Here is a 25,536-nt window from a genome sequence, read left to right on the forward strand (position 1 = left end):
GCGCCATGACCGAAACTCATCTGGCCGAATTGAATGTGGCTCGGCTCCGTTACGATATCAACGATCCGCGGATTGCCGATTTCGTCAACAATCTGAACCGCGTAAACGCCGCCGCCGAACGCAGCAACGGATTTGTCTGGCGCTTGAAGGATGAGGCCGGCAACGCGGTTTCCGTGACGCGCGAAAGCGATCCGTTGGTCATCCCGAACCTTTCGGTATGGACGGACGTCGGGTCTCTGGAAAACTTCGTGTTCAAGACCGTTCACAAACGCATCTACGACCGACGGGTGGAATGGTTTGAAGTGATGGAGCGCATGCATTTTGTCATGTGGCCGGTCGCCATCGGCCATGTGCCAACGCTCGAAGAAGCCTGGCAGAAGCTCGACTATCTGAACGAGCACGGGTCAACGGATCTTGCCTTCGGCTGGGAGCATGTGAAAGACGCCAATCTGTGGCGGTCGGCACGATGCTCAAGTTTTGCAGCCTGACATTTCGGAGGAAATCATGAAAAAGGAATGGCCCCTCTGGGAGGTCTTTATTCGCGGCCAGCATGGTCTCAATCATCGCCATGTAGGGTCGCTGCATGCGCCGGACGCTGAAATGGCAATCAAGAATGCGCGCGACGTCTATACGCGCCGCAAGGAAGGCGTTTCGATCTGGGTCGTGCCGTCGGCACAGATCACTGCTTCTGATCCGGGGGCGAAGGATGCCTTGTTCGAGCCGTCCATGGACAAGATCTATCGTCACCCAAGTTTTTACGACATTCCGGATGAAGTCGGAAAAATGTGATGACCAGAAAAGACGAACTAATCGCACGCGACACTCTCTTCGAATGGCTGCTGCGCAGAGGCGATACGGCGCTTGTTCTGGGGCACCGCGTTTCGGAATGGTGCGGGCATTCTCCTGTCCTTGAAGAAGATATAGCACTCGCCAATGTCGCTCTCGATCTAATCGGGCAGGCGCGCATGTGGCTGGGGCTTGCCGGTGAAGTCGAAGGTAAGGGACGCGGCGAAAATGAGTTGGCTTACCTTCGGGACGCCTGGGACTTTCGCAACTTCCTGCTGGCCGAGCAGCCAAATGGTGATTTTGGCCAGACGTTGATGAGACAGTTCCTGATCGATGCCTATCAGGTGCCGTTGCTCGAGGCCCTGAAAAGCTCGAAGGACGAGCGGATCGCTGCCATTGCAGCGAAGGCTGGCAAGGAGGTTGCCTACCATCTCGACAGATCCGCAGACCTCGTGATCCGTCTAGGAGATGGTACTGAAGAGAGCCATCGCCGCATGCAGCAGGCTCTTGATGCGTTGTGGCCCTACACTGGTGAAATGTTCGCCAGTGATGCCATCGACACCGCGATGGCGGAAGCTGGGCTTGCTCCAGATGCCGCCTCCCTGAAATCGGAATGGAAAGAAACAGTCGAAGCTGTTCTGGATGAGGCTACGCTTACCCTTCCGGAAAGCGACTTCGCTCATATGGGCGGCTTGACCGGTCGTCATTCGGAACACCTGGGGCACATGCTGGCAGAAATGCAGTTCCTGCAGCGGGCCTATCCCGGCGCAACCTGGTGATCCGATGCCAGTTTCCATGGACACGGTCTGGCAATGGCTTTCCGAGATCCCTGATCCGGAAATTCCGGTTCTGTCGCTGACGGACCTGGGCGTCATTCGTGATGTCTCCTGGCAAGACGAAACGCTTGTTGTAACCGTCACGCCGACCTACAGCGGCTGCCCGGCAACTGCGGTGATCAATCTGGACATTGAAACCAAGTTGCTGGAATGCGGCGTTACCAAGGTGCGTCTTGAGCAGCAGCTCAGCCCGCCTTGGACAACCGATTGGCTGACGCAGGAAGGCCGGGCGAAATTGCGTGCCTACGGCATTGCACCGCCGGTAGACGGAACCCGTTCGGACAGTTCGGCAGCTGGAAGGCTCGCGCGGCTGACAGGTCAGGGGAGCTTTCAGGTCGCCTGTCCTCGCTGTGGTTCGGAAAACACGGAAAAGGTCAGCCAGTTTGGCTCCACGCCCTGCAAGGCGGCTTATCGCTGCCGGTCGTGCCTGGAGCCATTCGATTACTTCAAGTGCCACTGAGAGGGCACTTCAATTAGTTGGGACGCACGGGAAGGTGAAATGCTTCCATTGGCCGTCCTGAGTTATTTGAGCATCCGTTTTTGCCGATATCGGCAGGGTGCAGCAGATCATGTTTCGGGAGGACATGCATGTCGCGGTTTCATGCGCTGACAGTGACTGACGTAACGCCGGATACAAGAGATTCCGTCGTTGTGACCCTTCAGCCGCAGTCGGAGGAACAGGATCTGTTCCGTTTCGAGCAGGGGCAATATCTGACCTTCCGGCGTGATTTCGACGGACACGAGGTGCGCCGTTGCTACTCAATCTGTGCCGGGACCGAAGACGGTGCACTGAAGGTCGGGATCAAGCGCGTCGACGGAGGGGCTTTTTCCTGCTGGGCGCATGAAAGCATGCGGCCGGGAGACATGGTCGAGGCCATGCCGCCACTCGGCAGCTTCAACGCCCCGATCGAACCGGATCTCGCGCGTTTTTATGTCGGTTTCGCCGGTGGGTCTGGCATCACGCCGATCCTGTCGATCCTGAAGACGGTACTGGCCCGCGAGCCGAATTCTCAATTCACACTGGTCTATGCCAACCGGCAGATATCCTCGATCATGTTCCGAGAGGAACTGGAGGATCTGAAAAACCGGTATCTCGGTCGCCTGCAGGTGATCCACATCCTCAAAAGCGATGCGCAGGACACCGAGCTGTTTTCCGGCCGCGTCGATGAGCAGAAGCTGAACGATCTCTTCGATACGCTGATCGATCCTCAGGACATTGATATTGCTTTTCTTTGCGGCCCTCACGGCATGATGGAAACCGTTCGTGGCAGCCTGGAAGCGCGCGGTGTTGCGGCGGACAAGATACGGCAGGAACTGTTCAAGTCCGATCAGCCGGGACGCTTGCCGGCCCGGCTTCGGCCGGAGGTCATTGATGGTTCAGCGAAGGAGGCCGATCTTCGGTTGACCATCGACGGCACCACGCGGGAAATCCACATGGAACCGGGCGAGACCATTCTGGAAGCAGCGCATCGTCACAACATCGATGCACCATATTCCTGCTGTGCAGGCGTGTGTTCCACATGCCGCGGCAAGGTGCTGGAAGGTGAGGTCGAAATGGCGGCCAATCATGCTCTGGAAGACGACGAAATTCGGGATGGCTACGTTCTGACATGCCAGTCGCGGCCGCTGAGCAAACGCCTTGTCGTGACTTACGACGCCTGAGACCATTCCGTTTCAAGAACTGGAATTCGATATGACCGTTCATCCGCAAAAAGTCCGCGTTTTGGAAAGCTATCTCGCTGGCAGCTGGAGGCAAGGCAAGTCCGAGGGAAAGCCGCTGCTTGACGCCGCAACCGGTGCGCCTGTCGCCGCAATCGACGCATCCGGTCTGGACCTTGGCGAGGCCCTTGCCTGGGGGCGTGACACCGGTGGCAAGGCCTTGCGCAAGATGACCTACCACGAGCGCGCCTTGATGCTGAAAACCCTGGCGCAGGCGCTGACCGAGCAAAAGGAAATCTTCTACCAGGAGAGTTTTGCCACCGGGGCAACGCGCAAGGACAGCTGGATCGATATTGAAGGCGGCATTGGCACCATGTTCGCCTATTCCTCCAAGGCCCGTCGCGAGATGCCGAACACCCGGGTGTTCGTCGAAGGTGCGGTGGAGCCGCTGTCGCGGGACAATAGTTTTTCAGGGCAGCATGTGCTGACACCACTGCGCGGTATTGCCGTTCATATCAACGCCTTCAACTTCCCCTGCTGGGGAATGCTGGAGAAGATCGCCCCCGCCCTGATCGCGGGCGTACCCTGCCTGGTCAAGCCTGCCAGCCAGACTGCTTATCTGACCGAGCTGATGGTTCGCCACATTCTGGCGACCGGCATTCTACCTGAAGGCTCGCTTCAGCTTCTTTGCGGGTCGGCCGGAGATCTGATCGACCATGTCACGGGACAGGATGTTGTTACCTTCACCGGATCCGCCGCCACCGGGCAAATGCTGCGTCGGAACCCGGCAATCGTGCAGAATTCCGTTCGCTTCTCCATGGAGGCCGACAGCCTTAATGCTGCAGTTCTGGGGCCCGATGTCAGCCCTGAAGATCCCGAATTTGACCTCTTCGTCAAGGAAGTTGCCCGAGAAATGACCGTGAAGGCAGGGCAGAAGTGCACTGCGATCCGACGGGTCATCGTGCCGCGTAAATTGTCCGATTCGGTTGCTGATGCGCTCGGCAAGAGGCTTGGGAAGGCCGTGATCGGAGATCCGCGAGACGAAGCGGTGTCGATGGGGCCACTCGCTTCTGCCGGTCAGCGTGAGGAAGTGCTTGCGCGCGTAAGTGATCTGAAGGTGGAAGCTGAGATCGTTTCCGATCTTGCAGGCTCAAGCCCCGCAACCGGCGCGTTCGCGGCTCCCGTACTATTGCATTGCGCCAACCCGATGAGCGCAGAAGCGGTTCACTCGGTCGAAGCATTCGGACCGGTTGCGACATTGATGCCCTACGACGAGCTGGAGGAAGCGGTCGAACTCACCCACAAGGGCAAGGGTTCTCTTGTTGCCTCGCTGTTTACAAACGACCCCTTGGTTGCCGAGGAAGCCGTTCTCGGCATGGCGCCTTTCCATGGACGCGTCATGATCGGCAATCGGAAGAGTGCAAAGTCTTCAACCGGACATGGTTCTCCCTTGCCCATGCTTGTGCACGGCGGACCGGGCCGGGCAGGTGGCGGCGAAGAACTTGGCGGCCTGCGCTCGGTCAAACATTACATGCAACGGACGGCGGTCCAGGGAGCGCCCGCCTTGCTGGGCGCAGTGACCGGCCGCTGGATTTCCGGTGCACCAGGTCAGGAAGACAGCCGGCACCCGTTCCGCAAGTCATTGGCCGACCTCAAGATCGGCGATCAGCTGAACACCGGGGCACGGGAAGTTTCCCTGGAAGATATCGAGCATTTTGCCAAGTTCACCGGCGACACCTTCTATGCGCATATGGATGAAGCCGCCGCGAAACGGAACCCGTTCTTCGAAGGCCGCGTGGCACATGGCTATCTGATTGTTTCCTTCGCCGCCGGTCTGTTCGTCGATCCTGATGAAGGTCCGGTGCTGGCGAATTACGGCGTTGATAATCTGCGTTTCATGACGCCGGTGAACGTAGGTGATGCACTCAAGGTTCAGTTGACCGCCAAGGAGATTTCGCCTCGCATTTCAGCAGACTATGGCGAAGTGCGGTGGGATTGTCTTGTGACCAACCAGAATGATGAAGCTGTTGCCCAGTACGACGTTCTGACATTGGTCGCCAAGGAATGGCCGATGTCTGCGTAAGCCGACCACATATCCAAATGAAAAAGGCCACCTGATCAGGTGGCCTTTTTCTTTGGCGAAAGGTCTGGAAAGGACCGGCTGATTTTGATGTCTTGGAGAAACGTCCTCCGGACGCCTGGCCTACGTGTTTCCTTATTCCTTGGGTCTGTTGTCGACGACCCGCTTTGCCTTGCCGGCGGAACGTTCCACTTTGCCGGGCTCGGCAACATCGATCCTTGCGGATACGCCGACCACGCTCTTGATGTGATGCGAGAGTTCCTTCGCTGATGCCTGACGTGCGTCACTTGTTGCTGCTGTCGGCAGGGCTTCGACGTGCACTGTCATGACGTCCAGGCGGTCGGAACGGGAGAGCTCTATCTGGAAATGCGGCGACAGGCCTTCGCATTTCAGGATCTGTTCTTCGATCTGGGTCGGGAATACGTTGACGCCGCGCAGAATGATCATGTCGTCAGATCGGCCGGTGATCTTTTCCATTCGCCGCATGGACCGGGCCGTGCCGGGCAGCAGCCTGGTCAGGTCGCGCGTGCGGTAGCGGACCATTGGTAGGCCTTCCTTGGTAAGCGTGGTGAAGACCAGCTCTCCAATTTCGCCGTCCGGCAGAACGTCGCCGGTCACCGGATCAATGATTTCCGGGTAGAAGTGGTCTTCCCAGATGTGGAGACCGTCCTTCGTCTCAACGCATTCGTTGGCAACGCCTGGTCCAAGCACTTCCGACAAGCCGTAGATGTCGACGGCATGCATGTCGAACGCGTCTTCGATTTCCTTGCGCATTGCGTTGGTCCAGGGTTCGGCGCCGAAGATCCCCGTCGCAAGCGACGTTTCTCGAGGATCGATGCCTTGCCGCCGGAATTCATCCAGAATGGACAGCAGGTAGGACGGCGTCACCATGATGATACGCGGTTTGAAGTCCTGGATAAGTGTCACCTGGCGTTCCGTCATGCCACCGGAGACCGGTACAACCGTGCAGCCTAGTTTTTCTGCGCCGTAATGGGCGCCCAGTCCGCCGGTAAAGAGACCGTAGCCATAAGCAACATGTATGATGTCACCCGGACGGCCGCCAGAGGCTCGAATGGAGCGAGCGACGAGACCGGCCCACATGTCGATGTCGTTGGCTGTGTAGCCAACCACCGTCGGTTTGCCGGTCGTGCCCGAGGAGGCGTGTACGCGTACGATCTTGTCGCGCGGGACAGCGAACAAACCGAACGGATAATTGTCCCGGAGATCGCTCTTGGTCGTAAACGGAAATTTCGACAGGTCCGAGAGGGTCTTCAGGTCGGAAGGGTGTACGCCTTTCTCGTCGAAGCGTTGCTTGAAAAGCGGAACGTTTTCATACGAATGGGTGAGGGACCATTGCAGTCTCTTCAGTTGCAGGGCCGACAATTCGTCCCGGCTGGCTGTTTCAATAGGCTCAAGATCTCCCGGTCGCGGAGCCAGATTTTCCATATTTTCCTCCCTTGAGCAGCCCGTCTGGCCGCTCGCCGTCATTCCGGCAAGATTGTACCTTTGGTCGTTCTGGAATTGCCGCGGAATTCGGCAATGACAGTGCCATTCTGGTTGGCCACAGTCACGTCGTAGAGGCCGGATCGGCCGGTACGCGATTTCTCGCTGGCCGTAGCCGTCAAGCGGTCCCCGAGATGGGCCGGTGCCAGAAACGTGATGTCGCAATGCTGGGCAACCGTAACCTGGTTGTATGTGTTGCAGGCAAAAGCGAAGGCACTGTCGGCAAGCGTGAAGATATAGCCGCCGTGGCAAATGCCGTGGCCGTTGGTCATGGCCTTCGTAACCGTCATCGCCATCGTCGAATGTCCGGCACGTACATCTTCAAGTTTCATGTCCAGGTGCTGTGTCGCCGTATCCTGCGACCACATGCGGTCGGCGCAGGCGCGCGCAAATTCATCCGGTGTCATTCTGTGCCTCATTCAAGCGCCGGTAAATCGGGCGGACCGCTTTTCAAGGAAAGCGGTGACGCCCTCCCGATAATCATTCGTGCGTCCTGCCTGGCGTTGGCTATCGCGCTCGGCGTCCAGCTGCCGATCGAGCGACTGGTCTGCTGCCGATTGTATCAGTTCCTTGGTAAGCGCAAGGCCGGTGGTTGCCCCCGCGGCCAGCTGCGTTGCCAGCGTTCCGGCCTCCGTCATGAGGTCCGTGTCCGGAACTGCCTTCCAGATGAGGCCCCAGGAGGCCGCTGTCTCTGCCCCCAACGGTTCGCCCGTCATGGCGAGTGCCTTCGCACGGGCTTCTCCAATCAGGCGTGGCAGCAACCATGTGCCGCCCGAATCGGGCACCAGGCCGATCTTGGAGAAAGCCTGGATGAAACGGGCAGACTGGGCGGCGAGGACGATATCGCAGGCAAGCGCTACATTGGCGCCTGCACCCGCGGCAACGCCGTTGACCGCACAGATGACAGGCTTTCTGAGAGCCCTGATTTGCCGAACCAGGGGATTGTAAAGTGTCTCGAGTGTTACGCCGAGATCAGGTGCCTCGCCACCTCCGCGCATGTCGCGATCGGAAAGGTCCTGACCAGCGCAGAAAGCGCGGCCGGCCCCGGTCAGCAGCACAGCCCTGATTGAGCTGTCTTCCGTTGCGGTGGTCAAATGCTTGCGAAGCGCATGATGCATGGCTTCGTTGAAGGCATTGAGCCGGTCCGGTCTGTTGAGTGTTAGAAAAAGACAGCCATCCCGCTGTTCAGCGAGCACAGTATCACGGTCTGTCATGCGCCCCTCCCAAAGCATCACACCTTTTGCATGAAAATCGATAATGTTGTGACATTAATGCACGACGAACCGTTCTGGTCAAAGGCAGAATGCAGTTTTCCGGTACGCCAAATCACTTTGGTCGGTTCGCCACTGGCAACACGTCCGGTTTTCAACTCTTGTGAGAAAAGGCGCTTAAAATATGGTCAGCCCGATTCAGCTGATATTTACTTTAATCGTCAATAGTTAGCCCAGTTTCGGCCAGCGCTAGGGCAACATGTTTATCCGTAAAACCACCGCTGACAATTTTTCGTTGGACATTCCTCTGGAACTTGAGGAAGGCCCACCGCCAGTCGCGTACCGGCGCGTTCTGCAGGTTTTGTCGCTGACTGCGGCGGCTTTTCTGGCGTGGGCGGCAATCGGTCAGGTGCGTGAAGTCGCCAGTGCGACAGGGGAAATTGTTCCGGCAGGCAAGGTGCAGACTGTCGGACACCTGGAAGGTGGCATCGTTGCAGAAGTGTTGGTTCAGGAAGGCCAACTGGTTGAAATAGGCACTCCAATCGTTCGGTTGCAGGAAACCGCCGCGTCAAGTGATCTCGAGAAGGTCCAGACCCGCTTGAAGTTTCTGGCGACCGAAGAGCAGAGGCTCGGAAATCCGGGTCTTGGCAGTGCCGCCAATGGTCTGAGACTAGGCGCCGATGCAGGCTTCAGCGAAGCGCAACAGGCTGCCTATGACGCTCAACGCCTGGCACTGGAAAAAGAACAGCAGGCCTTGAAGGCGAGGGTGAGTGAAAAGCAGGCGGAGCTAGCCAGTATTCTGGAGCGGATAGCCCTGCAGGAAACCCAGATCGAGATCCAGCAGGAACAGTACAAGATCCAGGAAAACCTCTTCGAACAGGGTTACACATCCAAGAGGCGCTTTCTGGAAGCTAAGTCGTCTCTTCAGAATGCCCAGAGCCTTTTGAGCGAACTGAACGGTATGAGCGGCAGCGTTCGAGCACAGTTGACGGAGGCAACCGCCAGCCTGGAACGTTCGATTGCCGTGGCCGAAGAGGAACAGGCCGTAGAGCGCAGCCGGGTTGCGCAGGAGCGCAGTGAGCTGACTTTCGAAGCCGATAAACAGAAAGACCGGTACGACCGACTGTTCGTACGAGCTCCGGTCAGCGGGCACATCAAGGCGCTTTATCTCAAAGGTCCGGGCAGTGTACTGGCGCCTGGCGATGTGGTTGCCGAAATTGTGCCGAGCGATAGCGATCTTGTTGCCGAGGTTCGTGTTTCACCGCGCGATATCGGCCATGTGGATGTCGGTGACGAGGCAGAAATCGCCGTTACGACCTTCGACCCGAATATCGAAGGTACCTTGAAGGGAGAAGTTTCCGTCATCTCGGCGTCAAGTTTCAGGGACGAATACGGCAACTACTATTTCAAGGCCATGATCCCGCTGAAAACCAACACGATCGGGCAGGGTGCGCGCGCTGAAACAATCTCGCCAGGCATGGTCGTTGACGCAAAGATCGTCACAGGGTCCAAGTCCGTGCTCCAGTACATGTTGAAGCCGGTCACCCGCGCAATCGGAGATCCGCTCAGCGAGCGTTGAGTCGGGTCATTTCCAGATCTCGTTTTCCGAATTCTGTCGCTGGCAGATAAATGAAAAGCCCCGCCGTTTCCGGCGGGGCTTTTCGTCAGTTACCGCTGTCCGGTGACATCAGCTACCAGCGGATTTCCTCAACATCGTTGAAGTTGACACGGCTGCCGTCTGCAAAGTCGATATAGCCATCGGCATCCTGGGAAAGGTCGAGCCTGCCGCTTTCAAGGTCTGTTGTCTCGATCGAGCCGTTGGTGATCGTCACTGTCCAGTCCGTACCGTATTCGCCGGCGGCAGTGATCCCTGGACCACCACCCAGATCGATAACGTCGGTCCAACCGGCCCCCATGCCTGCGTTGATGGTGTCACTGCCGTCGCCCAGGCCGTACATGAACAGGTCGGAACCGTCACCACCGCTCAGGTTGTCGTTGCCAAGACCACCGATGATCACATCATCTCCAGCGCCACCGCTGATGTTGTCGTGCCCGTCGCCACCGAAGATAAGGTCGCGGCCGTCACCTGCCGAAATGTTGTCGTTACCGGTGCCGCCTTCGATCCTGTCGTTGTTTGAACCGCCTTCGATAACGTCATCACCACCGGCGCCGTCAAGGTGGTACGTATAGTCGTAGCCTGCACCGCTGCCGGTATTGCTTTCGTCAGTATCGTTGTAGGTGACGTCATATTCGCCGGTAACGGCAATCGAGAAGGATTCACTCGACTGGGATCCATCCGCGGAAGTGGCAGTGATCGTCAGATCGATCGAATTTTCAATCTCGCTGTCGAAGAACGCATGGTCAGCAATCGTGACATTGCCGTCGGCATCGATCTCGAAGCGGTCGTCACTCAGAGTGTAGGTAACTGCATCGCCGTTCGGGTCGTCGGCAAAAGCGGTGATCCCAACCTGTGTGCCGGCACCATCCAGTTCGTGGATTGTGTTGGCAGACGCGTTGGTATCGGTCACATCACTAATTGGGCGATCGATCAGATGTTCCGATTGGATTTCTCCGTCGGCAAACCTGAAGTTCTCGACGTTGGACACCGTATCGATACCGTCGGGAGCGCCGGAGCGAAGATCGGAAATCGTGTAGCTGCCATCCTCGTTCTGGACGATGTTGTAGTCTTCCCAGTTACCGGAATAGATGGCGGTATCCGCGCCCTTGCCGCCGTCGATGGTATCGTTGCCGGAGCCGCCTTCCAGCATGTCCGCGCCGTCACCGCCAATCAGTGTATCGTTGCCTGCACCGCCTTCGAGCGTGTCGCCCGGAACCTGGTATTCGGAGTCAAGCCTGTTGGCGTACATGCTAGCGTCGTTGATGGTCAGCGTATCAAGTGAAATCCCAACGATAGGTTTGCTGGAAAGCAGGTCGGAATCCGCATTCGACATGTATTCCGGAGCCAGATAGACATCACCATTGTCGAGCTGAATGACGACCGCCGAGATGGTTCCGGTGGTTCCGTCCGTGAACGTGACGGTCGCATCGAAGGTCTGCAGGGAATCGAGAGCATAGTTCGTGCCGCCGATTGTCAGGGTCTCTGCCGTGCCGTTGAAATCGTTGTCCGCCAGTACCCCGTCACCATTGGTGTCGTTTGCGGTTGCTCTCACCGTCTGCGTGTAGAGGGGGGTACCTGCATCGCCATAAGAACCCAGAAGGCTGGAGGCATTCTCGCTGACGCCGTTGTTCTCATCCGTGTCGACATCCGCCATGGTTCCCAGGTGGATGAGAGAGTAGGTAGCGCCAACCGTATTGGTTCCACCGTTTGTTGGGGCAGCGCCGTCGCCGGCAATCAACGTGTCATCGCCATCGCCGCCCTGAAGCGTGTCGGAACCCATTCCACCGGACAGCGTATCATTGCCTGAGCCACCAATCAGCGTGTCATCACCTGCGCCACCATAAAGGTTGCCACCGTCGTCATGGGCCGTGATCGTGTCGTTGCCAGACCCGCCGCTGATCGATGTTTCAGACACACCTGTGTCAGTGAAGGTGGCGCCGCCGTCTGCAAGCTGCAGGTCTTCTGCCACATCCTTGACATCCAGCGTGAAGGATTCCTGCGATGTCGATCCGTCTGTGGAAGTTGCCGTAACGGTGATCGTGATTTCCGTCTCGGTTTCGTAGTTGAAACTCGCACCGCTCGCGACGGTGACCACACCGTTTTCGTCAACCGTGAAACGGTCGTCATCGACAGTATAGGTCACACTGTCTGAGGTGTTCGCGTCGTCGGCAAAGGCTGTTACGCCAACAGTGCTGCCAGCACCTGCGTTCTCAGCGATGCTGTTGGAAGAACCGTCCGTATCCGAAACCGCAGAAATATCTTTCGCGACAAGATCGCCTGCAAGAATGTCGCCATCCGCGAAGCGGAAGTTCTCAACTCCGACGACAGTGTCGGTTCCGTCCGGCGAGCCGGACCGGTTGTCGACTACCGTGTAGGTGCCGTTCGCGTTTTCGGTAACGGTATAGTCGGAACGGTTACCGGAATAGATTGCGGTGTCTGTACCGCTTCCGCCGTCGATATAGTCGTTGCCGGCCCCACCTTCGAGCGTGTCGTTTCCGGCACCGCCGTACAGCTTGTCGCTGCCTGAGCCGCCCAGAAGGGTGTCGTCGTCATTTTCGCCGGACAGGCTATCGTTGCCTGCGCCGCCGATCAGTGTGTCGTTCCCGCTGCCGCCAAAGATGGTGTCGTTACCTTCGCCGCCATCCAGGTAGTTGTCACCGGTGTTCGGCTGGGTGCCACGCTCATCATCGATGAAATCGTCGCCCGCACCGCCGTAAACGACGTCGTTGCCTTCGCCGAACAAGATGGTGTCATTGCCTGCGCCGCCATAGATCGTGTCGTCGCCCGCACCGCTGTAGATGGTGCTGCCGTCGTCATGAGCGGTAATCGTGTCGGCACTGTCGTTGCCGGTGATGGATGTTTCGGCGACGCCGGTATCGGTGAAGGTCGTTTGACCTTCCGCCATCTGATAGGCTTCAGCGACGTCGGCAACCGAAAGAGCAAAGGTTTCCTGAGACGTGGAGCCGTCAGAAGACGTCGCGGTCACCGTCAGGTTGATGGTCGGTTCGCTCTCGTAGTCAAACGTTGCTCCGGCGGCTACCGTTACCAGGCCATCGTCGCCAACGGTGAACCGGTTATCGGACACCGTATAGGTTACTGTGTCGGTCACATCACTGTCCGTTGCCTGAACAGTAATACCGACTGCGGTGCCTTCTCCGGCATTTTCCGCGAAGCCATTGGCCGTCGCATCGATGTCGGTCACCGCGGATACGGCAACTTCATTGACATCGGAAACGGCGATCGTGAAGGTTTCTTCCGAGGTTGAGCCATCGGTTGAAGTTGCCGTCACGATGATGTCGATTGACCCTTCGGTTTCCGCATCAAAGCTCGCACCTTCCGCTACCCGAACCACGCCGTTTTCGTCCACGGTGAAGCGGCTGTCGTTGACAGCATAGGAAACCGTATCAGAGACATCGGCATCGCTTGCCGACGCCGTGATACCAACCTGTGTGCCTGCGGCCGCATCTTCTGCGATTGTGTTTGCCGAGATGTCTGCGTCAGACACGCTGGAAATGTCGAATTCGTCGACATCAGACACCGCTACGGTAAAGGTTTCCGTTGAAGTCGAGCCGTCAGAAGACGTCGCGGTCACGGTAACGTTGATGGACCCTTCGGTCTCTGCGTCGAAGCTGGCACCATCTGCAACCCGAACCACACCGTTTTCATCGATTGTGAAGCGCGTGTCATCAACGGCGTAAGAAACCGTGTCAGAGGCATCTGCATCTGTTGCCAGGGCCGTGATGCCAACCTGAGTGCCGGCAGTTGCTGCTTCAGAAATCGTGTTATCAGAGGTGTCCGTATCAGTGACGTTTGAAACGGCGCCCTCGTTGACGTCGGAAACGGCAATCGAGAAGGTCTCCTGCGACGTGGAACCGTCAGAGGAGGTGGCAGTCACGACAATGTCGATGGATCCTTCGGTTTCTGCATCGAAGCTGGCGCCATCGGCAACACGGACGACGCCGTTCGCATCGACAGTAAAGCGGCTGTCATCGACGGAATAGCTCACAGACGCGGTGATATCCGCGTCACTCGCGTGTGCTGTAATGCCAACCTGTGTCCCGGCAGATGCGCCTTCGGAAATCGTGTTCGTCGCGGCGTCGGTGTCGGAAACGGCTGAGACGTCGTATTCGTTAACGTCGGACACGGCAATCGTGAATGTCTCTTCGGAAGCCGAGCCATCGGAAGACGTGGCGGTTACAACGATGTCGATGGAACCTTCGGTTTCCGCGTCGAAGCTGGCCCCATCCGCAACCCGGACAACGCCGTTTTCGTCCACGACAAAGCGATCGTCATCTACGGTGTAGGACACAGTATCAGACGTGTTTCCATCTTCAGCGAACGCGGTGACGCCGACAGCCGTTCCTGCAGTAGCGTCTTCCGCAACCGTGTTTGCGCTGCTGTCCTTGTCGGTAACGGCAGAAATATCCTGCGCGATCAAATCGCCCGAAAGAACATCGCCATCGGCAAACCGGAAGTTTTCAACATTCACGACGGTGTCGGTACCATCGGGAGAACCTGGACGATTGTCCGTAACGGTGAAGATGCCTTCGTTCTCGGTAATGGTGTAGTCAGCGAAATTGCCGCTGTAGACCGCTGTGTCAGTACCTAGCCCACCGTCAATCATATCGTCGCCGGCACCGCCCGTCAGCGTGTCGTCCCCCGGGATAACCGCGGCCGCACTGACAAAATCGGAGGTGAACAGGTCTACTGACGTTCCGCCTGGAGGCGTTACAGTTGCATCGAGAACCTCTTGTCCCTGGTTCTCCCAGACCTTGACGACAATGGTGTAGATCTCACCTGGTTCCAGATCAACGTCTGCCCAGCGGGTGGTCGCTGATTGGTGGTAATCGTTGTCGAGATAGTCGGTCTGCGTACCGTTCTGGTTGGTGAACGTCAGTCGGTTGCCATATGCATCGAAGATCTCGATGGTGGATCCATCGTCCGAGCGGGTGGAGAAACGATAGGTGCCGCCATCTGTGGCGGTGAAGTTGGACGTCAGAATGACACCAAAATCTTCAGGATTATCAGTCGACCCGCGCGCACCCTGGACAATTGTGTCCAGGTCGAACGCATCCGTCGTTCCCTCGTCGATCAGAGTACCTGAGGAGATGTCGACAGTCTGGCCGGCATCGCCGCTGAAGTTGTGATCATAAACCTGGTAGTGCCAGGTGCCGGACACAGGTGCATTTTCACCATAGATCGTGTCATTCCCGGCGCCACCTTCAATCGTGTCGTCACCCGCACCACCTGCAAGAGTATCGGCAGCATTGTTTCCGGCAATCGTGTCGTTGCCATCTGCGCCATCGACGTTGCCACCGTCGGCGTGTGCCACAATGGTATCGTCACCGGAGCCGCCAATGATGCTGGTTTCAGCGACAGAAACATCGGTGAAGGTCTGGCCGCCGTCTTCGAGCTGATAGTCTTCAGCAACGTCGGTTACTGAAACCGAGAATGCATCCGAAGACGTGGAGCCGTCTGAAGACGTCGCGGTCACCGTCAGAGTGATGTTGGGTTCGCTTTCAAAGTCGAAAGAAGCACCATCTGCAACGCGGACTACGCCGTTTTCGTCCACCGTGAACCGGTTATCGTCTACCGAGTAGGATACCGTGTCAGTGATGTCGCTGTCGGTCGCAAGAACCGTGATACCAACCTGCGTTCCGGCAGCGGCATCTTCGGTAATCGAATTTGCCGCTGCGTCCGTATCAGTTACGGGAGTAATGGCACTTTCATTGATATCGGAAACAGCGATTGTGAAGGTCTCTTTAGAGCTCGATCCATCGCTTGAGGTCGCCGTCACGATAATGGCGATAGAACCTTCGGTTTCTGCATCGAAGCTCGCCCCCTCAGCCACACGGACGACACCGTTGTCATCAACAGTGAAGCGCGTATCGTTCACCGAGTATGAGACAGTATCTGTGACGTCCTTGTCTTCGGCAAATGCGGTCACACCAACCTGGGTACCTGCCACAGCATCTTCCGCTACGGTGTTCGCAGAAGTGTCGGCATCGGTAACAGCTGAAATGTCAAACTCATCAACATCAGACACCGCGATGGTGAAGGTCTCTTCCGAGGTCGAACCGTCGGAGGAGGTCGCCGTGACAGTGATATCGATGGACCCTTCGGTTTCGGCATCGAAGCTTGCGCCGTCAGCAACCCGAACCACGCCGTTCTCATCGATAGTGAATCGTGCGTCGTCGACGGAGTAGGAGACAGTGTCGGTGGCGTCTGCATCTGTTGCCAGGGCCGTCACGCCGACCTGGGTGCCTGCGCTTGCATCTTCTGCAATTGTGTTGTCGGAAGAATCCGTGTCGGTGACAGCGGAGACTGCGCTTTCGTTGACGTCTGAAACGGAAATCGTGAAGGTCTCTTCCGAAGTCGAACCGTCAGTCGAAGTCGCCGTGACGATGATATCGATGGAGCCCTCGGTTTCGGCGTCGAAACTCGCGCCATCTGCAACGCGGACTACGCCGTTTTCGTCCACCGTGAACCGGTTATCGTCTACCGAGTAGGAGACCGTGTCGGTGATGTCCTTGTCTTCGGCGAATGCGGTGACACCAACCTGTGTGCCAGCGACAGCATCTTCTGCAATGGAATTGGCAGATGCGTCTGTGTCGGTCACGGCGGTGACGTCATACTCATCAACGTCAGAAACGGAGATCGTGAAGGTCTCTTCCGAAGTTGATCCATCGGTGGAGGTCGCCGTCACGATGATGTCGATGGAGCCCTCGGTTTCGGCGTCGAAGCTTGCGCCATCCGCAACTCGAACCACACCGATTTCGTCGATGGTAAAGCGGCTGTCGTTGACAGCATAAGAGACGGTATCGGTGGCGTCTGAATCCGTTGCCAGGGCGGTCACGCCGACCTGAGTGCCCGCGCTTGCATCTTCCGCGATGGTGTTGTCGGAAGAATCGGTATCGGTAATAGCGGACACGGCGCTTTCGTTGACGTCGGAAACCGCAATCGTGAAGGTCTCTTCCGAGGTCGAGCCGTCGGTCGAGGTCGCCGTCACGATGATGTCGATGGACCCTTCAGTTTCGGCATCGAAGCTTGCGCCGTCAGCAACCCGAACCACGCCGTTCTCATCGATAGTGAATCGTGCGTCGTTGACAGCATAAGAGACGGTATCGGTGGCGTCTGAATCCGTTGCCAGGGCCGTCACGCCGACCTGGGTGCCCGCGCTTGCATCTTCCGCGATGGTGTTGTCGGAAGAATCCGTGTCGGTGACAGCGGAGACTGCGCTTTCGTTGACGTCTGAAACGGAAATCGTGAAGGTCTCTTCCGAAGTCGAACCGTCAGTCGAAGTCGCCGTGACGATGATATCGATGGAGCCCTCGGTTTCGGCGTCGAAGCTCGCGCCATCGGCAACCCGAACTACGCCGTTTTCGTCAACGGTGAAACGGGTGTCGTTGACGGTGTAGGAGACCGTGTCGGTAATGTCCTTGTCTTCGGCGAATGCGGTGACGCCAACCTGTGTGCCTGCGACAGCATCTTCTGCAATGGAATTGGCAGATGCGTCTGTGTCGGTGACAGCCGTGACGTCATACTCATCAACGTCAGAAACGGAGATCGTGAAAGTCTCTTCCGAGGTCGAGCCATCGGAGGAGGTCGCCGTCACGATGATATCGATGGAGCCTTCAGTTTCGGCATCGAAGCTCGCACCATCCGCAACCCGAACCACACCATGGTCGTCAACGGTGAAACGGGTGTCGTTGATCGAATAAGAAACCGTGTCGGTGGCGTCTGCATCAGTTGCCAGGGCAGTCACGCCAACCTGCGTACCAGCGCTCGCATCTTCGGCGATGGTGTTGGCCGAGGAATCCGTGTCGGTGACAGCGGAAACGGCGCTTTCGTTGACGTCGGAAACCGCAATCGTGAAGGTTTCTTCCGAGGTCGAACCGTCGGTCGAGGTCGCCGTCACGATGATGTCGATGGACCCTTCAGTTTCCGCGTCGAAGCTCGCGCCGTCTGCAACCCGAACCACGCCGGTTTTGTCAACGGAGAAACGGGCGTCGTTCACGGAATAGGAGACGGTGTCCGTCACATCTTTGTCTTCGGCAAATGCAGTGACGCCCACCTGCGTACCAGCCGCAGCATCTTCCGCGATGGTGTTGGCGGAAGTGTCTGTGTCGGTCACCGCGGTGATGTCATACTCATCAACGTCTGACACCGAGATCGTGAAGGTCTCTTCCGAAGTCGATCCATCGGTAGAGGTAGCGGTCACGGTGATGTCGATGGACCCTTCGGTCTCCGCGTCGAAGCTTGCGCCGGCGGCAACCCGAACGACACCGTTCTCATCAACCGTGAAGCGGGCATCATCAACCGAATAAGAAACCGTGTCGGTGATGTCCTTGTCTTCGGCGAATGCAGTGACGCCCACCTGCGTGCCAGCTGCAGCATCTTCTGCAATTGTATTGGCAGATGTATCTGTGTCGGTTACGGCGGTGACATCATATTCATCGACGTCAGACACCGATATCGTAAAGGTCTCTTCCGAGGTCGAACCGTCGGTAGAGGTCGCCGTGACAGTGATGTCAATGGACCCTTCGGTTTCGGCATCGAAGCTTGCGCCGGCAGCAACCCGAACCACGCCGTTCTCATCGATAGTGAAACGTGCGTCGTTGACGGAGTAGGAGACAGTGTCTGTGGCATCTGCATCAATCGCCAGTGCAGTTACGCCAACCTGGGTGCCCGCGCTCGCATCTTCCGCGATGGTGTTGGCCGAAGAATCCGTATCGGTCACCGCGGTGACGTCATACTCATCGACGTCAGATACCGCGATCGTGAATGTCTCTTCCGAGGTCGAACCGTCGGTAGAGGTTGCTGTCACGATGACATCGATGGAACCTTCGGTTTCGGCATCGAAGCTCGCGCCATCCGCAACTCGAACGACGCCATTCTCATCAACCGTGAAACGGGGATCATCGACGGTGTAGGAGACGGTGTCCGTTACGTCTTTGTCTTCGGCGAATGCGGTGACGCCCACCTGCGTACCAGCTGCAGCATCTTCCGCGATGGTGTTGGCGGAAGTGTCTGTGTCCTGAACTGCGGACGTAGCGTATTCGTTTTCGTCTTCGACCTTCAATGTGAAGCTTTGCGTGGACTGCGAGCCGTCGGTGGAGGTGGCGGTCACAGTGAAGGAGACAGTCGCTTCGGTTTCAGCGTCAAACACGGCGTCTTCGGCAATGCTGACCACACCCTGGTCATCGATGACGAAGCGCGGGTCGTCTATGGAGTAGGAGACACTGTCGCTCACGTCCCGGTCGGTCGCCACAACAGTGATGCCAGCCTGACTGCCGCCGTCTACACCTTCGGAAATTGTGTTCGCAACAGCGCCGACCGTGCTGATCGGGCTGACGTCGTATTCGTTCACGTCACGGATATTGATCTTGAAGGTTTCTGTCTGCGTCGCTCCGTCGGATCCGGTGGCAAGCACGATGATCTGGTGACTTCCAGCCGTTTCGGCATCGAGCGAACCTGCTACCGTAACGATGCCCGTCTCGGGATCAATGGAGAACAGACCACCCGCATCGTCCAGGAGGCTGTAGGTTACGCTGGCCCCTTCTGCGGCGGTTGCGCTTGCCCGAATGCCGGTTGCAGATCCGACTGCTGAATTTTCGTCAACGGCGTTTTCAGTTGCATCGATATCGGTGACCGCAGACAAATCGGAAGCGACGATGCCCGCAGCAAGGTCGTCGTTGCCGTCATCGAAACCTGCGCCTGACTGCACCTGGCCATTCTGGCTACTGAAGGTGCCGTCGCCCGGGGTGGTTGCGGAGCCATTCGAATAGGTCTGGTTCGATCCATCATCCAGAGCAGAAGCTATGCTTGCGGACGTGCCGCCGCCCAACGGCAAATCGTCGCTGTTCGACCCTGAAAAGTCCTGTGTGCCATTTGAATTGTCGGAAGATTGCTCAGCGTATGCATTGACTGCATCGCTGTTTTCAAGCGCAGAAAGCTCCGTGCCATCATCCTCAAACCCGATACCTTGCACGCCGGACGATGGGTCTTCCTGTTCGACGTAGCGTTGTTCTTCCTCGTCGCTTCCAAGGTGCAGGTTGGCGTTGACCTGTTCCATGGATTCGCCCATGTCCTGGTCGAGATGATAGTCGTGCGCCTTGTCGAGATGCTCATCTCGATTATCGAGAAGCCCCGAATGCAGGATGCTATCGGAATTCAGGGTCGTCCTGGTTTCCGTAGTGTTACCTTCTGACGAGGTGTTTTCCTGGGTGTCTCGATTCTGAGTGTCGCTTGCCATTTCGGTCGCACGTCCGCACAATTTCCGATATTGCCAATGAACGTCGGCGTCCTTAACAAAGCGCAAAATTCCTCTTGGAATCTGAAGTTTAGTTCTAATAAAATTCGGGAAACACGGCGTAGGGTAAACGCTTTTTAAACCCGATCAGCACAGTTTGAGCGAGTAGCTACACGACTCTGGCCCACATATGCTGAAATCGGTATTTTCATCTTTCTTTTTGCCTCGTCTGAGGATCCGGCATTCTCCGTCCGGACGCTGGATTTCTTCGCCCGGATTGCCGCGCGACGTTGTAGTTGCTTCCGTTTTCGCAAATGTCATGGGGCTGGCGATGCCGCTGGCCATTCTTCAGGTTTATGACCGCGTTCTGCCAAATGCTTCCACCGACACGCTGCTTGTGCTCATCCTCGGGGTGGCTGTCGTTCTAATTGCCGATGCCGTCATCAAGGTCTCCCGTACCGCGGTTGTCGGCAGGCTCGGGGCAGGGTTCAATCATCAGGCGCACACCGAACTTTTCCGCCGGGTGCTTGATGCCGAGCCTTCCCAGTTTGCCAAAACGCCTGTTTCCGTACAGGTGCACCAGCTTCGGGCGCTGCAATCGGTTGCAGATCACTATGGCGACCAGAACCGCCTTCTCGCCATCGACCTGCCTGCGGGGGGTATCTTCCTGGCAGCGCTCATCTTTATCGCAGGGCCGCTGGCGCTGGTGCCGATCACCTTGCTGGGCATCTTCATGCTGTTTGCCCTCAACAGAAACAAGGTGCTGCAGCAGGTTGTCGCCGACCGGGCGGATCAGGACGATCGCAAATCCGATTTCATCCTGGAGGTACTATCCGGCGCCAAGACCGTGAAGTCCCAGGCGATGGAAGCACTGATCATGCGCCGCTTCGAGCGATTGCAGCGGGCAACGGCAGAGCTCAGCTCCAGATATATGCGCTTGTCCGGCCAGGCGAGGGATGCGTCCGCACTTTTCGGAACCCTCACGACTATCTTTGTGGTCATCTGCGGCGCGTTGATGGCCATCTATGGCAATTTCAGCGTCGGCGGTGTCGCTGCCAGCACACTCCTGTCCGGTCAGTTCGTGCAGCCTTTCCTTCGCGCGATCAACCAGCTGACAGACATGCAACGACTGAAGCACGACTACGCTCAGGTCAATTCGCTCTTCAAGCTGCCGGAGGTTGCGCAGCAGGAGCCTTTGTCGGTCGATACAGACGGTTCCATTCACCTGATCAACGTTTCAGTCGAACTGGGTGAAAGCCAGCGCCGGGTGTTCGAGGACATCAATCTGACAATCGAAGCCGGACAATTTGTCGGTTTCCGCGGTGCGGACGGCAGCGGCAAGTCCACACTCATGAAATTGCTGACCGGTGAAATGACGCCGACGACCGGCAAGGTCATGATCGGCGGGCAGGATTATGATGGCCTCCACCAGCATGCACTGCGCAAGACCGTTGCCTACGTCGACAACCAGTCTGCTATCTTCAACGGCACGATCCTTGAAAACATCACGATGTTCGGTGCCGTATCCGACATCGCTCATGCGCGTATGGCGGCAAAGCTGATCGGGCTTGAAAAGGAAATCCATCTCTTGCCGCGCGGTTATGAAACGCAGCTGGGGTCAGACCTGGGCGGGAAGGTTCCTGCAGCTACCTTGCAGCGGATCTGCATTGCAAGGGCTTTGGCAGGCGAGCCGAAGATCCTGATCCTGGACGAGGCGAATGCGCAACTGGACCAACAGGCAGAAAAGGCGCTTGTCGATGCGCTGATCCGTCTGAAGGGCTATCTGACGGTTATCATCATCAGTCACCGTCCTTCCATGCTGGCAGTCGCGGATCACCAATACGAACTCAGGGACGGCAGCGTGCATGACCTCGGCACGATGAACGTAACCGGTACACCTCAGAAAATGGGGATGCCGGCGTGAGCAGACCGCTATTCAACCTTGAAGACGTCCACGCTGCCGACAACGCCGTACACCGCCAGTGGCGCGATCTGTCGGCCGAACTGGCAGCCGATGGGACCGCCACAAGCCGGCTAGGACTTCCTGATGACGGTGCGGCGCCCGCCGAAAGGTGCCTGATCCCGCTTTTGCGGGAGATGCGCTGGCAGGGCAATGACCGGCTTCTGTTCGAGGCATTGCCGCACTTCGACCGGATTGAAACTTTCCAGGTCTTGCGGACCGTCCTCAGCCGCTTGACAGTCAAGACGACACCTTTTCATGGAAGTGCCGGGGAACTGACCCATGCACAGATGCCGTGTCTGCGCGTGACCAGGGACGACGTTCAGGTTCTCGTTGGAAAAACCGGAACGGGTGAGTTTCGCGCCTATTCCGGCCGTCAGGGAGAGGCAATTTCAGTTCCTGCTGCGGATATTCTGAAAAACGAGATCTATCTCGCCGCCGAAGACACTGAGGAGCAAGGGCAGGTTCAAAATAACCGAAGCTGGTTCTCGACCGTATCCAAGCGGTTCCGGACCAGTATCATCTCCATTCTGGCCCTCGGTTTTGTTCTCAACATTCTCGCTCTTGCACCGCCGTTGTTCATCATGGCGATTTACGACAAGGCAATGGGAGCAAAATCGACCGAGGTGCTTCTGACCATGGCGGTCGGCGTTGGAATCATTCTTCTGTGCGAAGTTGCGCTGCGCAGAATGAAGACATGGCTACAATCCTATCTCGGCGGACGGGTTGATGCGATTGTCGGCAACAAGACCTTTGAGCGCATCCTGCATCTTCCATATGCGATGCTGTCCGAAGCGCCGATCGGCACCCAGGTCATGCGGCTGCGCTATTTCGACAGCGTGCGCGACATATTCCAGAGTTCGCTGTTCAACGCGATCGTCGATATTCCCTTCACGCTGATCTTCATTGTCGCGATCTTCCTGATCGGCGGACCTGTTGCGCTGCCGCCGCTCGCACTGCTGACCATCTACACGCTGCTGGCCGTTTATGTCCTGCCCAAGGTCCAGCGCGAAGTCGCTGCCGTTGGCGAGCAGAAGTCGAAACTCAACAGTTTCATGATCGAGACCTTTCGCAACCAGCGGGCTCTCAGGAACCTTTCTGTAGAAGATACCTGGCTGGAGAGATTTTCGGCGCTTTCCACCAACTTCAACAAACTCAACATCCATGCACGTCATATCACGCATGTGCTGCAGACACTGTCGCAGACGCTGATGACCATTTGCGGTGTCCTGGTTCTGGGGATCGGGGCAATGCGTGTCATGGAAGGAGAAATGAGCCTGGGCGCCCTGATTGCCACAATGGCCCTCAGCTGGCGGGTGCTGAACCCGATGAACCAAGCTTTTCTCAGCATCACGCAGCTCGCGCAAAGCCGGACGGTGATCGAACAGATCAACAACCTCATGAAGGTGCAGCTCGAGCGCGAGCCGGGGCATTTGCCGAAAATCACACGTGACATTCGCGGCGATCTGAAAGTGTCCTCACTCGTCCTCAGGTATCCAGGGGCAACGGAAGCCTCGCTGAAGGGCCTTGAGCTGACGGTGAAGGAAGGCGAAACCGTTGCCATCACGGGCCCGAGCGGCTCGGGCAAGACCGCATTGTTCCAGGCTGTCATCGGCTTGTTTCAGCCCCAGGTGGGGTCCATCCTGTTTGACGGTCTGGATGTGCGCCAGCTGGATACCGCAGAGTGGCGCTCCTCCATTGGCTATGCACCCGACGATCTCGACTTCTTTTACGGCACGGTAAAACAGAATCTGCTGATGTCGGATCCGGGTGCTACCGACGAACGTCTGATCGAGGTTACCGGTAAACTTGGCTTGCTGTCCTACCTGGAGGAGAACTTCAACGGACTTGAAACGCGCCTCAATGGCGAGGTCCTGAAGCAAATCCCGGACAACATGAAGCAGCGAATTGTTTTGGCCCGTGCCTTCGTGAAGGCGGCACCGCTCTACCTGTTCGACAATCCGGGCACGCATCTCGATTTCGAGGGCGACAAGAAATTCATGGCGATGATCGAGGACCTCAAGGGCAAGGCGACCATCCTCATCAATACCCAACGGCCTAGCCACATGAAAATGGCCAACCGGGTGGTTGTGCTCAGAGGTGGCCAGATTGCGATGATGGGGCCACCGGAACAAGTAGTACCGGCACTCATGGGACAGACCGCGAAAGCCGGATAGGCAGCTTTCCTACCGAAGATACCAAAAAGCCCGCCGGGTTGCTCCGACGGGCTTTGTTATTTGGTGGTGCCGCTTTTTAGAAGACGGATTTTACTGCTTTCACGGTTGCATCAACAACCTTGTCGATTTCAGCTTCAGAAATGCACAGGGGAGGGGCGAACCCCAGGATGTCACCCTGCGGCATCGCCCGGCCGATGACGCCTTCCTTCAACAGGGCAGCTGCAACCTGTGGGCCGGTTTTGCTTGCCGGATCGAGATAGGTTCTGCTGGCCTTGTCCGATACAAATTCGATCGCGCAAAGCAGACCGTCGCCGCGGATGTCGCCAACGTTGGCGTGATCTCCGAGCGCATTCGTAAGTGCATTCTTGAAGTAGGCACCTGCGGACCCGGCATTCGCCACCAGGCCGAGACTCTCGATAAGCTTGAGGTTCGCAACACCGGCTGCGGCACCGATCGGGTGTGCGGAATAGGTCCACCCATGGCCGATCGGACCAAATTCGTCGGTACCGTCCTCCAGCACCTTCCAGACCTTGTCGGAAACGATGGAGCCGGACAGGGGAGCATATGCCGATGTCAGGCCTTTTGCGATGGTGATGAAATCCGGCTGAATACCGTAGTGGTCTGACCCGAACATCGTGCCGAGACGTCCAAAGCCTGAAACAACTTCATCTGCGATCAGCAGAATGTCGTGTTTCTTGAGCACGGCCTGAATGGCCTCCCAGTACCCGCTTGGGGGCGGTACGATCCCGCCCGTACCAAGGGCCGGTTCGCCAATGAAGGCTGCAATGGTGTCAGCACCTTCGCGTTCGATCAGGGCTTCCAGGTCAGCAACGCAATAGGCAACAAATTCTGCTTCGGACTGGGAAAGGTCTTCCCTGCGGAAATAGTCGGGCGCGACCGTGTGCAGAACCTGTGAAAGCGGCAGGTCGAACTTCTTGTGAAACAACTCGAGGCCCGTCAGAGAACCGGTCATCAGGCCCGAGCCGTGATAGCCGCGCCAGCGCGAGATGATCTTCTTCTTCTCCGGGCGGCCGAGAATGTTGTTGTAGTACCAAACCAGCTTGATGTTGGTTTCGTTCGCATCCGAGCCGCCCAGTCCGAAATAGACCTTGGACATGTGGTCGGGCGCTCGCTCCATCACCATTTGTGCAAGCGTGATGGAGGCTTCGGTGCCGTGGCCGACGTATGCGTGGTAATAGGCCAGTTCACGAGCCTGCTCTGCAATGGCGTCAGCAATTTCGGAACGGCCATAGCCGACGTTGACGCAATAAAGTCCGGCGAATGCGTCCAATAGTTTGGTGCCGTTACGGTCTTCGATATAGACGCCGCTGCCACCGGTGACGATCCGGTTAGGGCTCTCTCCGCGCGCATGTTGGGCAAGATGGGTCGAGGGATGGAAGAAGTTCTCTCTGTCCCAGGCATCCAGTTGGTCGTTCTTGAGCATATTCAAGTCC

14 protein-coding genes are annotated in these 25,536 nt (G+C 57.3%); 9 read left to right on the forward strand and 5 right to left on the reverse strand.

Annotation, left to right across the window (positions count from 1 at the left end; genetic code table 11):
- The first annotated feature begins 5 nt into the window (after nt 1-5).
- The 6 genes from J7447_RS08310 (at nt 6) to paaZ (ending at nt 5,364) form a co-directional block, all read left to right on the forward strand.
- Complete coding sequence (locus tag J7447_RS08310; protein WP_209169300.1) at nt 6-488, forward strand: DUF3291 domain-containing protein; 483 nt, start codon at nt 6-8, stop codon at nt 486-488.
- Between the two features lie 16 nt (nt 489-504).
- Nucleotides 505-789, forward strand: a complete 285-nt coding sequence (gene paaB / locus J7447_RS08315; RefSeq protein WP_006933303.1) for a 1,2-phenylacetyl-CoA epoxidase subunit PaaB — start codon at nt 505-507, stop codon at nt 787-789.
- Entirely contained in the window at nt 789-1,565 is a 777-nt protein-coding gene (paaC, locus tag J7447_RS08320) for a 1,2-phenylacetyl-CoA epoxidase subunit PaaC (RefSeq protein ID WP_209169301.1), read from the forward strand. The genes paaB and paaC overlap by 1 nt, the downstream gene beginning before the upstream one ends.
- Nucleotides 1,566-1,569: 4 nt before the next feature.
- The gene (gene paaD / locus J7447_RS08325; protein WP_055654184.1) at nt 1,570-2,082 is read left to right on the forward strand and encodes a 1,2-phenylacetyl-CoA epoxidase subunit PaaD; all 513 of its coding nucleotides are present in this window, start codon (nt 1,570-1,572) and stop codon (nt 2,080-2,082) included.
- Nucleotides 2,083-2,210: 128 nt separating this feature from the next.
- On the forward strand, nt 2,211-3,284 hold the full coding sequence (gene paaE / locus J7447_RS08330) for a 1,2-phenylacetyl-CoA epoxidase subunit PaaE (protein ID WP_077292895.1): 1,074 nt from the start codon (nt 2,211-2,213) through the stop codon (nt 3,282-3,284).
- A gap of 31 nt (nt 3,285-3,315) precedes the next feature.
- Nucleotides 3,316-5,364, forward strand: coding sequence for a phenylacetic acid degradation bifunctional protein PaaZ (gene paaZ, locus J7447_RS08335; protein WP_209169302.1), 2,049 nt, complete (start codon nt 3,316-3,318; stop codon nt 5,362-5,364).
- Between the two features lie 132 nt (nt 5,365-5,496).
- On the opposite strand, the gene paaK is transcribed toward paaZ, so the two are convergent.
- Genes paaK through paaG form a run of 3 tightly spaced genes read right to left on the reverse strand, consistent with a single transcriptional unit; the run spans nt 5,497 to nt 8,078 of the window.
- Entirely contained in the window at nt 5,497-6,807 is a 1,311-nt protein-coding gene (paaK, locus tag J7447_RS08340) for a phenylacetate--CoA ligase PaaK (RefSeq protein WP_062491659.1), read from the reverse strand.
- A gap of 38 nt (nt 6,808-6,845) precedes the next feature.
- Nucleotides 6,846-7,271: a hydroxyphenylacetyl-CoA thioesterase PaaI gene (gene paaI / locus J7447_RS08345; RefSeq protein ID WP_022998694.1), complete on the reverse strand. Its 426-nt coding sequence runs from the start codon at nt 7,269-7,271 to the stop codon at nt 6,846-6,848.
- A 12-nt stretch (nt 7,272-7,283) separates the two neighbouring features.
- Nucleotides 7,284-8,078 (reverse strand): 2-(1,2-epoxy-1,2-dihydrophenyl)acetyl-CoA isomerase PaaG, encoded by a 795-nt coding sequence (paaG, locus tag J7447_RS08350; protein ID WP_022998693.1) that lies wholly within the window; start codon nt 8,076-8,078, stop codon nt 7,284-7,286.
- Between the two features lie 256 nt (nt 8,079-8,334).
- Here paaG and J7447_RS08355 point away from each other — a divergent pair, with 256 nt between their 5' ends.
- Entirely contained in the window at nt 8,335-9,654 is a 1,320-nt protein-coding gene (locus J7447_RS08355; protein WP_152510827.1) for an HlyD family type I secretion periplasmic adaptor subunit, read from the forward strand.
- 112 nt (nt 9,655-9,766) lie between these two features.
- Here the strand turns inward: J7447_RS08355 and J7447_RS31265 are convergent, their stop codons facing one another.
- Complete coding sequence (locus tag J7447_RS31265) at nt 9,767-19,948, reverse strand: cadherin domain-containing protein (protein WP_286188992.1); 10,182 nt, start codon at nt 19,946-19,948, stop codon at nt 9,767-9,769.
- Between the two features lie 274 nt (nt 19,949-20,222).
- Here J7447_RS31265 and J7447_RS08380 point away from each other — a divergent pair, with 274 nt between their 5' ends.
- Together J7447_RS08380 and J7447_RS08385 are read left to right on the forward strand one after the other, a co-directional pair.
- A complete protein-coding gene (locus tag J7447_RS08380) occupies nt 20,223-21,869 on the forward strand; it encodes an ABC transporter transmembrane domain-containing protein (protein WP_209169303.1) in 1,647 nt (548 codons plus the stop codon).
- Nucleotides 21,866-24,082: an ABC transporter transmembrane domain-containing protein gene (locus J7447_RS08385; RefSeq protein ID WP_055654199.1), complete on the forward strand. Its 2,217-nt coding sequence runs from the start codon at nt 21,866-21,868 to the stop codon at nt 24,080-24,082. The genes J7447_RS08380 and J7447_RS08385 overlap by 4 nt, the downstream gene beginning before the upstream one ends.
- 76 nt (nt 24,083-24,158) lie before the next feature.
- On the opposite strand, the gene J7447_RS08390 is transcribed toward J7447_RS08385, so the two are convergent.
- Nucleotides 24,159-25,526 carry an aspartate aminotransferase family protein gene (locus J7447_RS08390; RefSeq protein ID WP_209169304.1) on the reverse strand — a complete coding sequence of 456 codons (1,368 nt, stop codon included), beginning with the start codon at nt 25,524-25,526 and terminating at the stop codon, nt 24,159-24,161.
- Nucleotides 25,527-25,536 lie beyond the last annotated feature (10 nt).

Source organism: Labrenzia sp. R5_0, from assembly GCF_017743835.1.
GTDB lineage: Bacteria > Pseudomonadota > Alphaproteobacteria > Rhizobiales > Stappiaceae > Roseibium > Roseibium algicola.

Bases quoted from the DNA above. Each gene is read 5' to 3' on its own strand.
- J7447_RS08390 (WP_209169304.1), bottom strand. From the start codon at position 25,526: ATGCTCAAGAACGACCAACTGGATGCCTGGGACAGAGAGAACTTCTTC.
- paaK (WP_062491659.1), bottom strand. From the start codon at position 6,807: ATGGAAAATCTGGCTCCGCGACCGGGAGATCTTGAGCCTATTGAAACA.
- J7447_RS31265 (WP_286188992.1), bottom strand. From the start codon at position 19,948: ATGGCAAGCGACACTCAGAATCGAGACACCCAGGAAAACACCTCGTCA.
- paaB (WP_006933303.1), top strand. From the start codon at position 505: ATGAAAAAGGAATGGCCCCTCTGGGAGGTCTTTATTCGCGGCCAGCAT.
- paaD (WP_055654184.1), top strand. From the start codon at position 1,570: ATGCCAGTTTCCATGGACACGGTCTGGCAATGGCTTTCCGAGATCCCT.
- paaE (WP_077292895.1), top strand. From the start codon at position 2,211: ATGTCGCGGTTTCATGCGCTGACAGTGACTGACGTAACGCCGGATACA.
- J7447_RS08310 (WP_209169300.1), top strand. From the start codon at position 6: ATGACCGAAACTCATCTGGCCGAATTGAATGTGGCTCGGCTCCGTTAC.
- J7447_RS08355 (WP_152510827.1), top strand. From the start codon at position 8,335: ATGTTTATCCGTAAAACCACCGCTGACAATTTTTCGTTGGACATTCCT.
- paaZ (WP_209169302.1), top strand. From the start codon at position 3,316: ATGACCGTTCATCCGCAAAAAGTCCGCGTTTTGGAAAGCTATCTCGCT.
- paaC (WP_209169301.1), top strand. From the start codon at position 789: ATGACCAGAAAAGACGAACTAATCGCACGCGACACTCTCTTCGAATGG.
- paaG (WP_022998693.1), bottom strand. From the start codon at position 8,078: ATGACAGACCGTGATACTGTGCTCGCTGAACAGCGGGATGGCTGTCTT.
- paaI (WP_022998694.1), bottom strand. From the start codon at position 7,271: ATGACACCGGATGAATTTGCGCGCGCCTGCGCCGACCGCATGTGGTCG.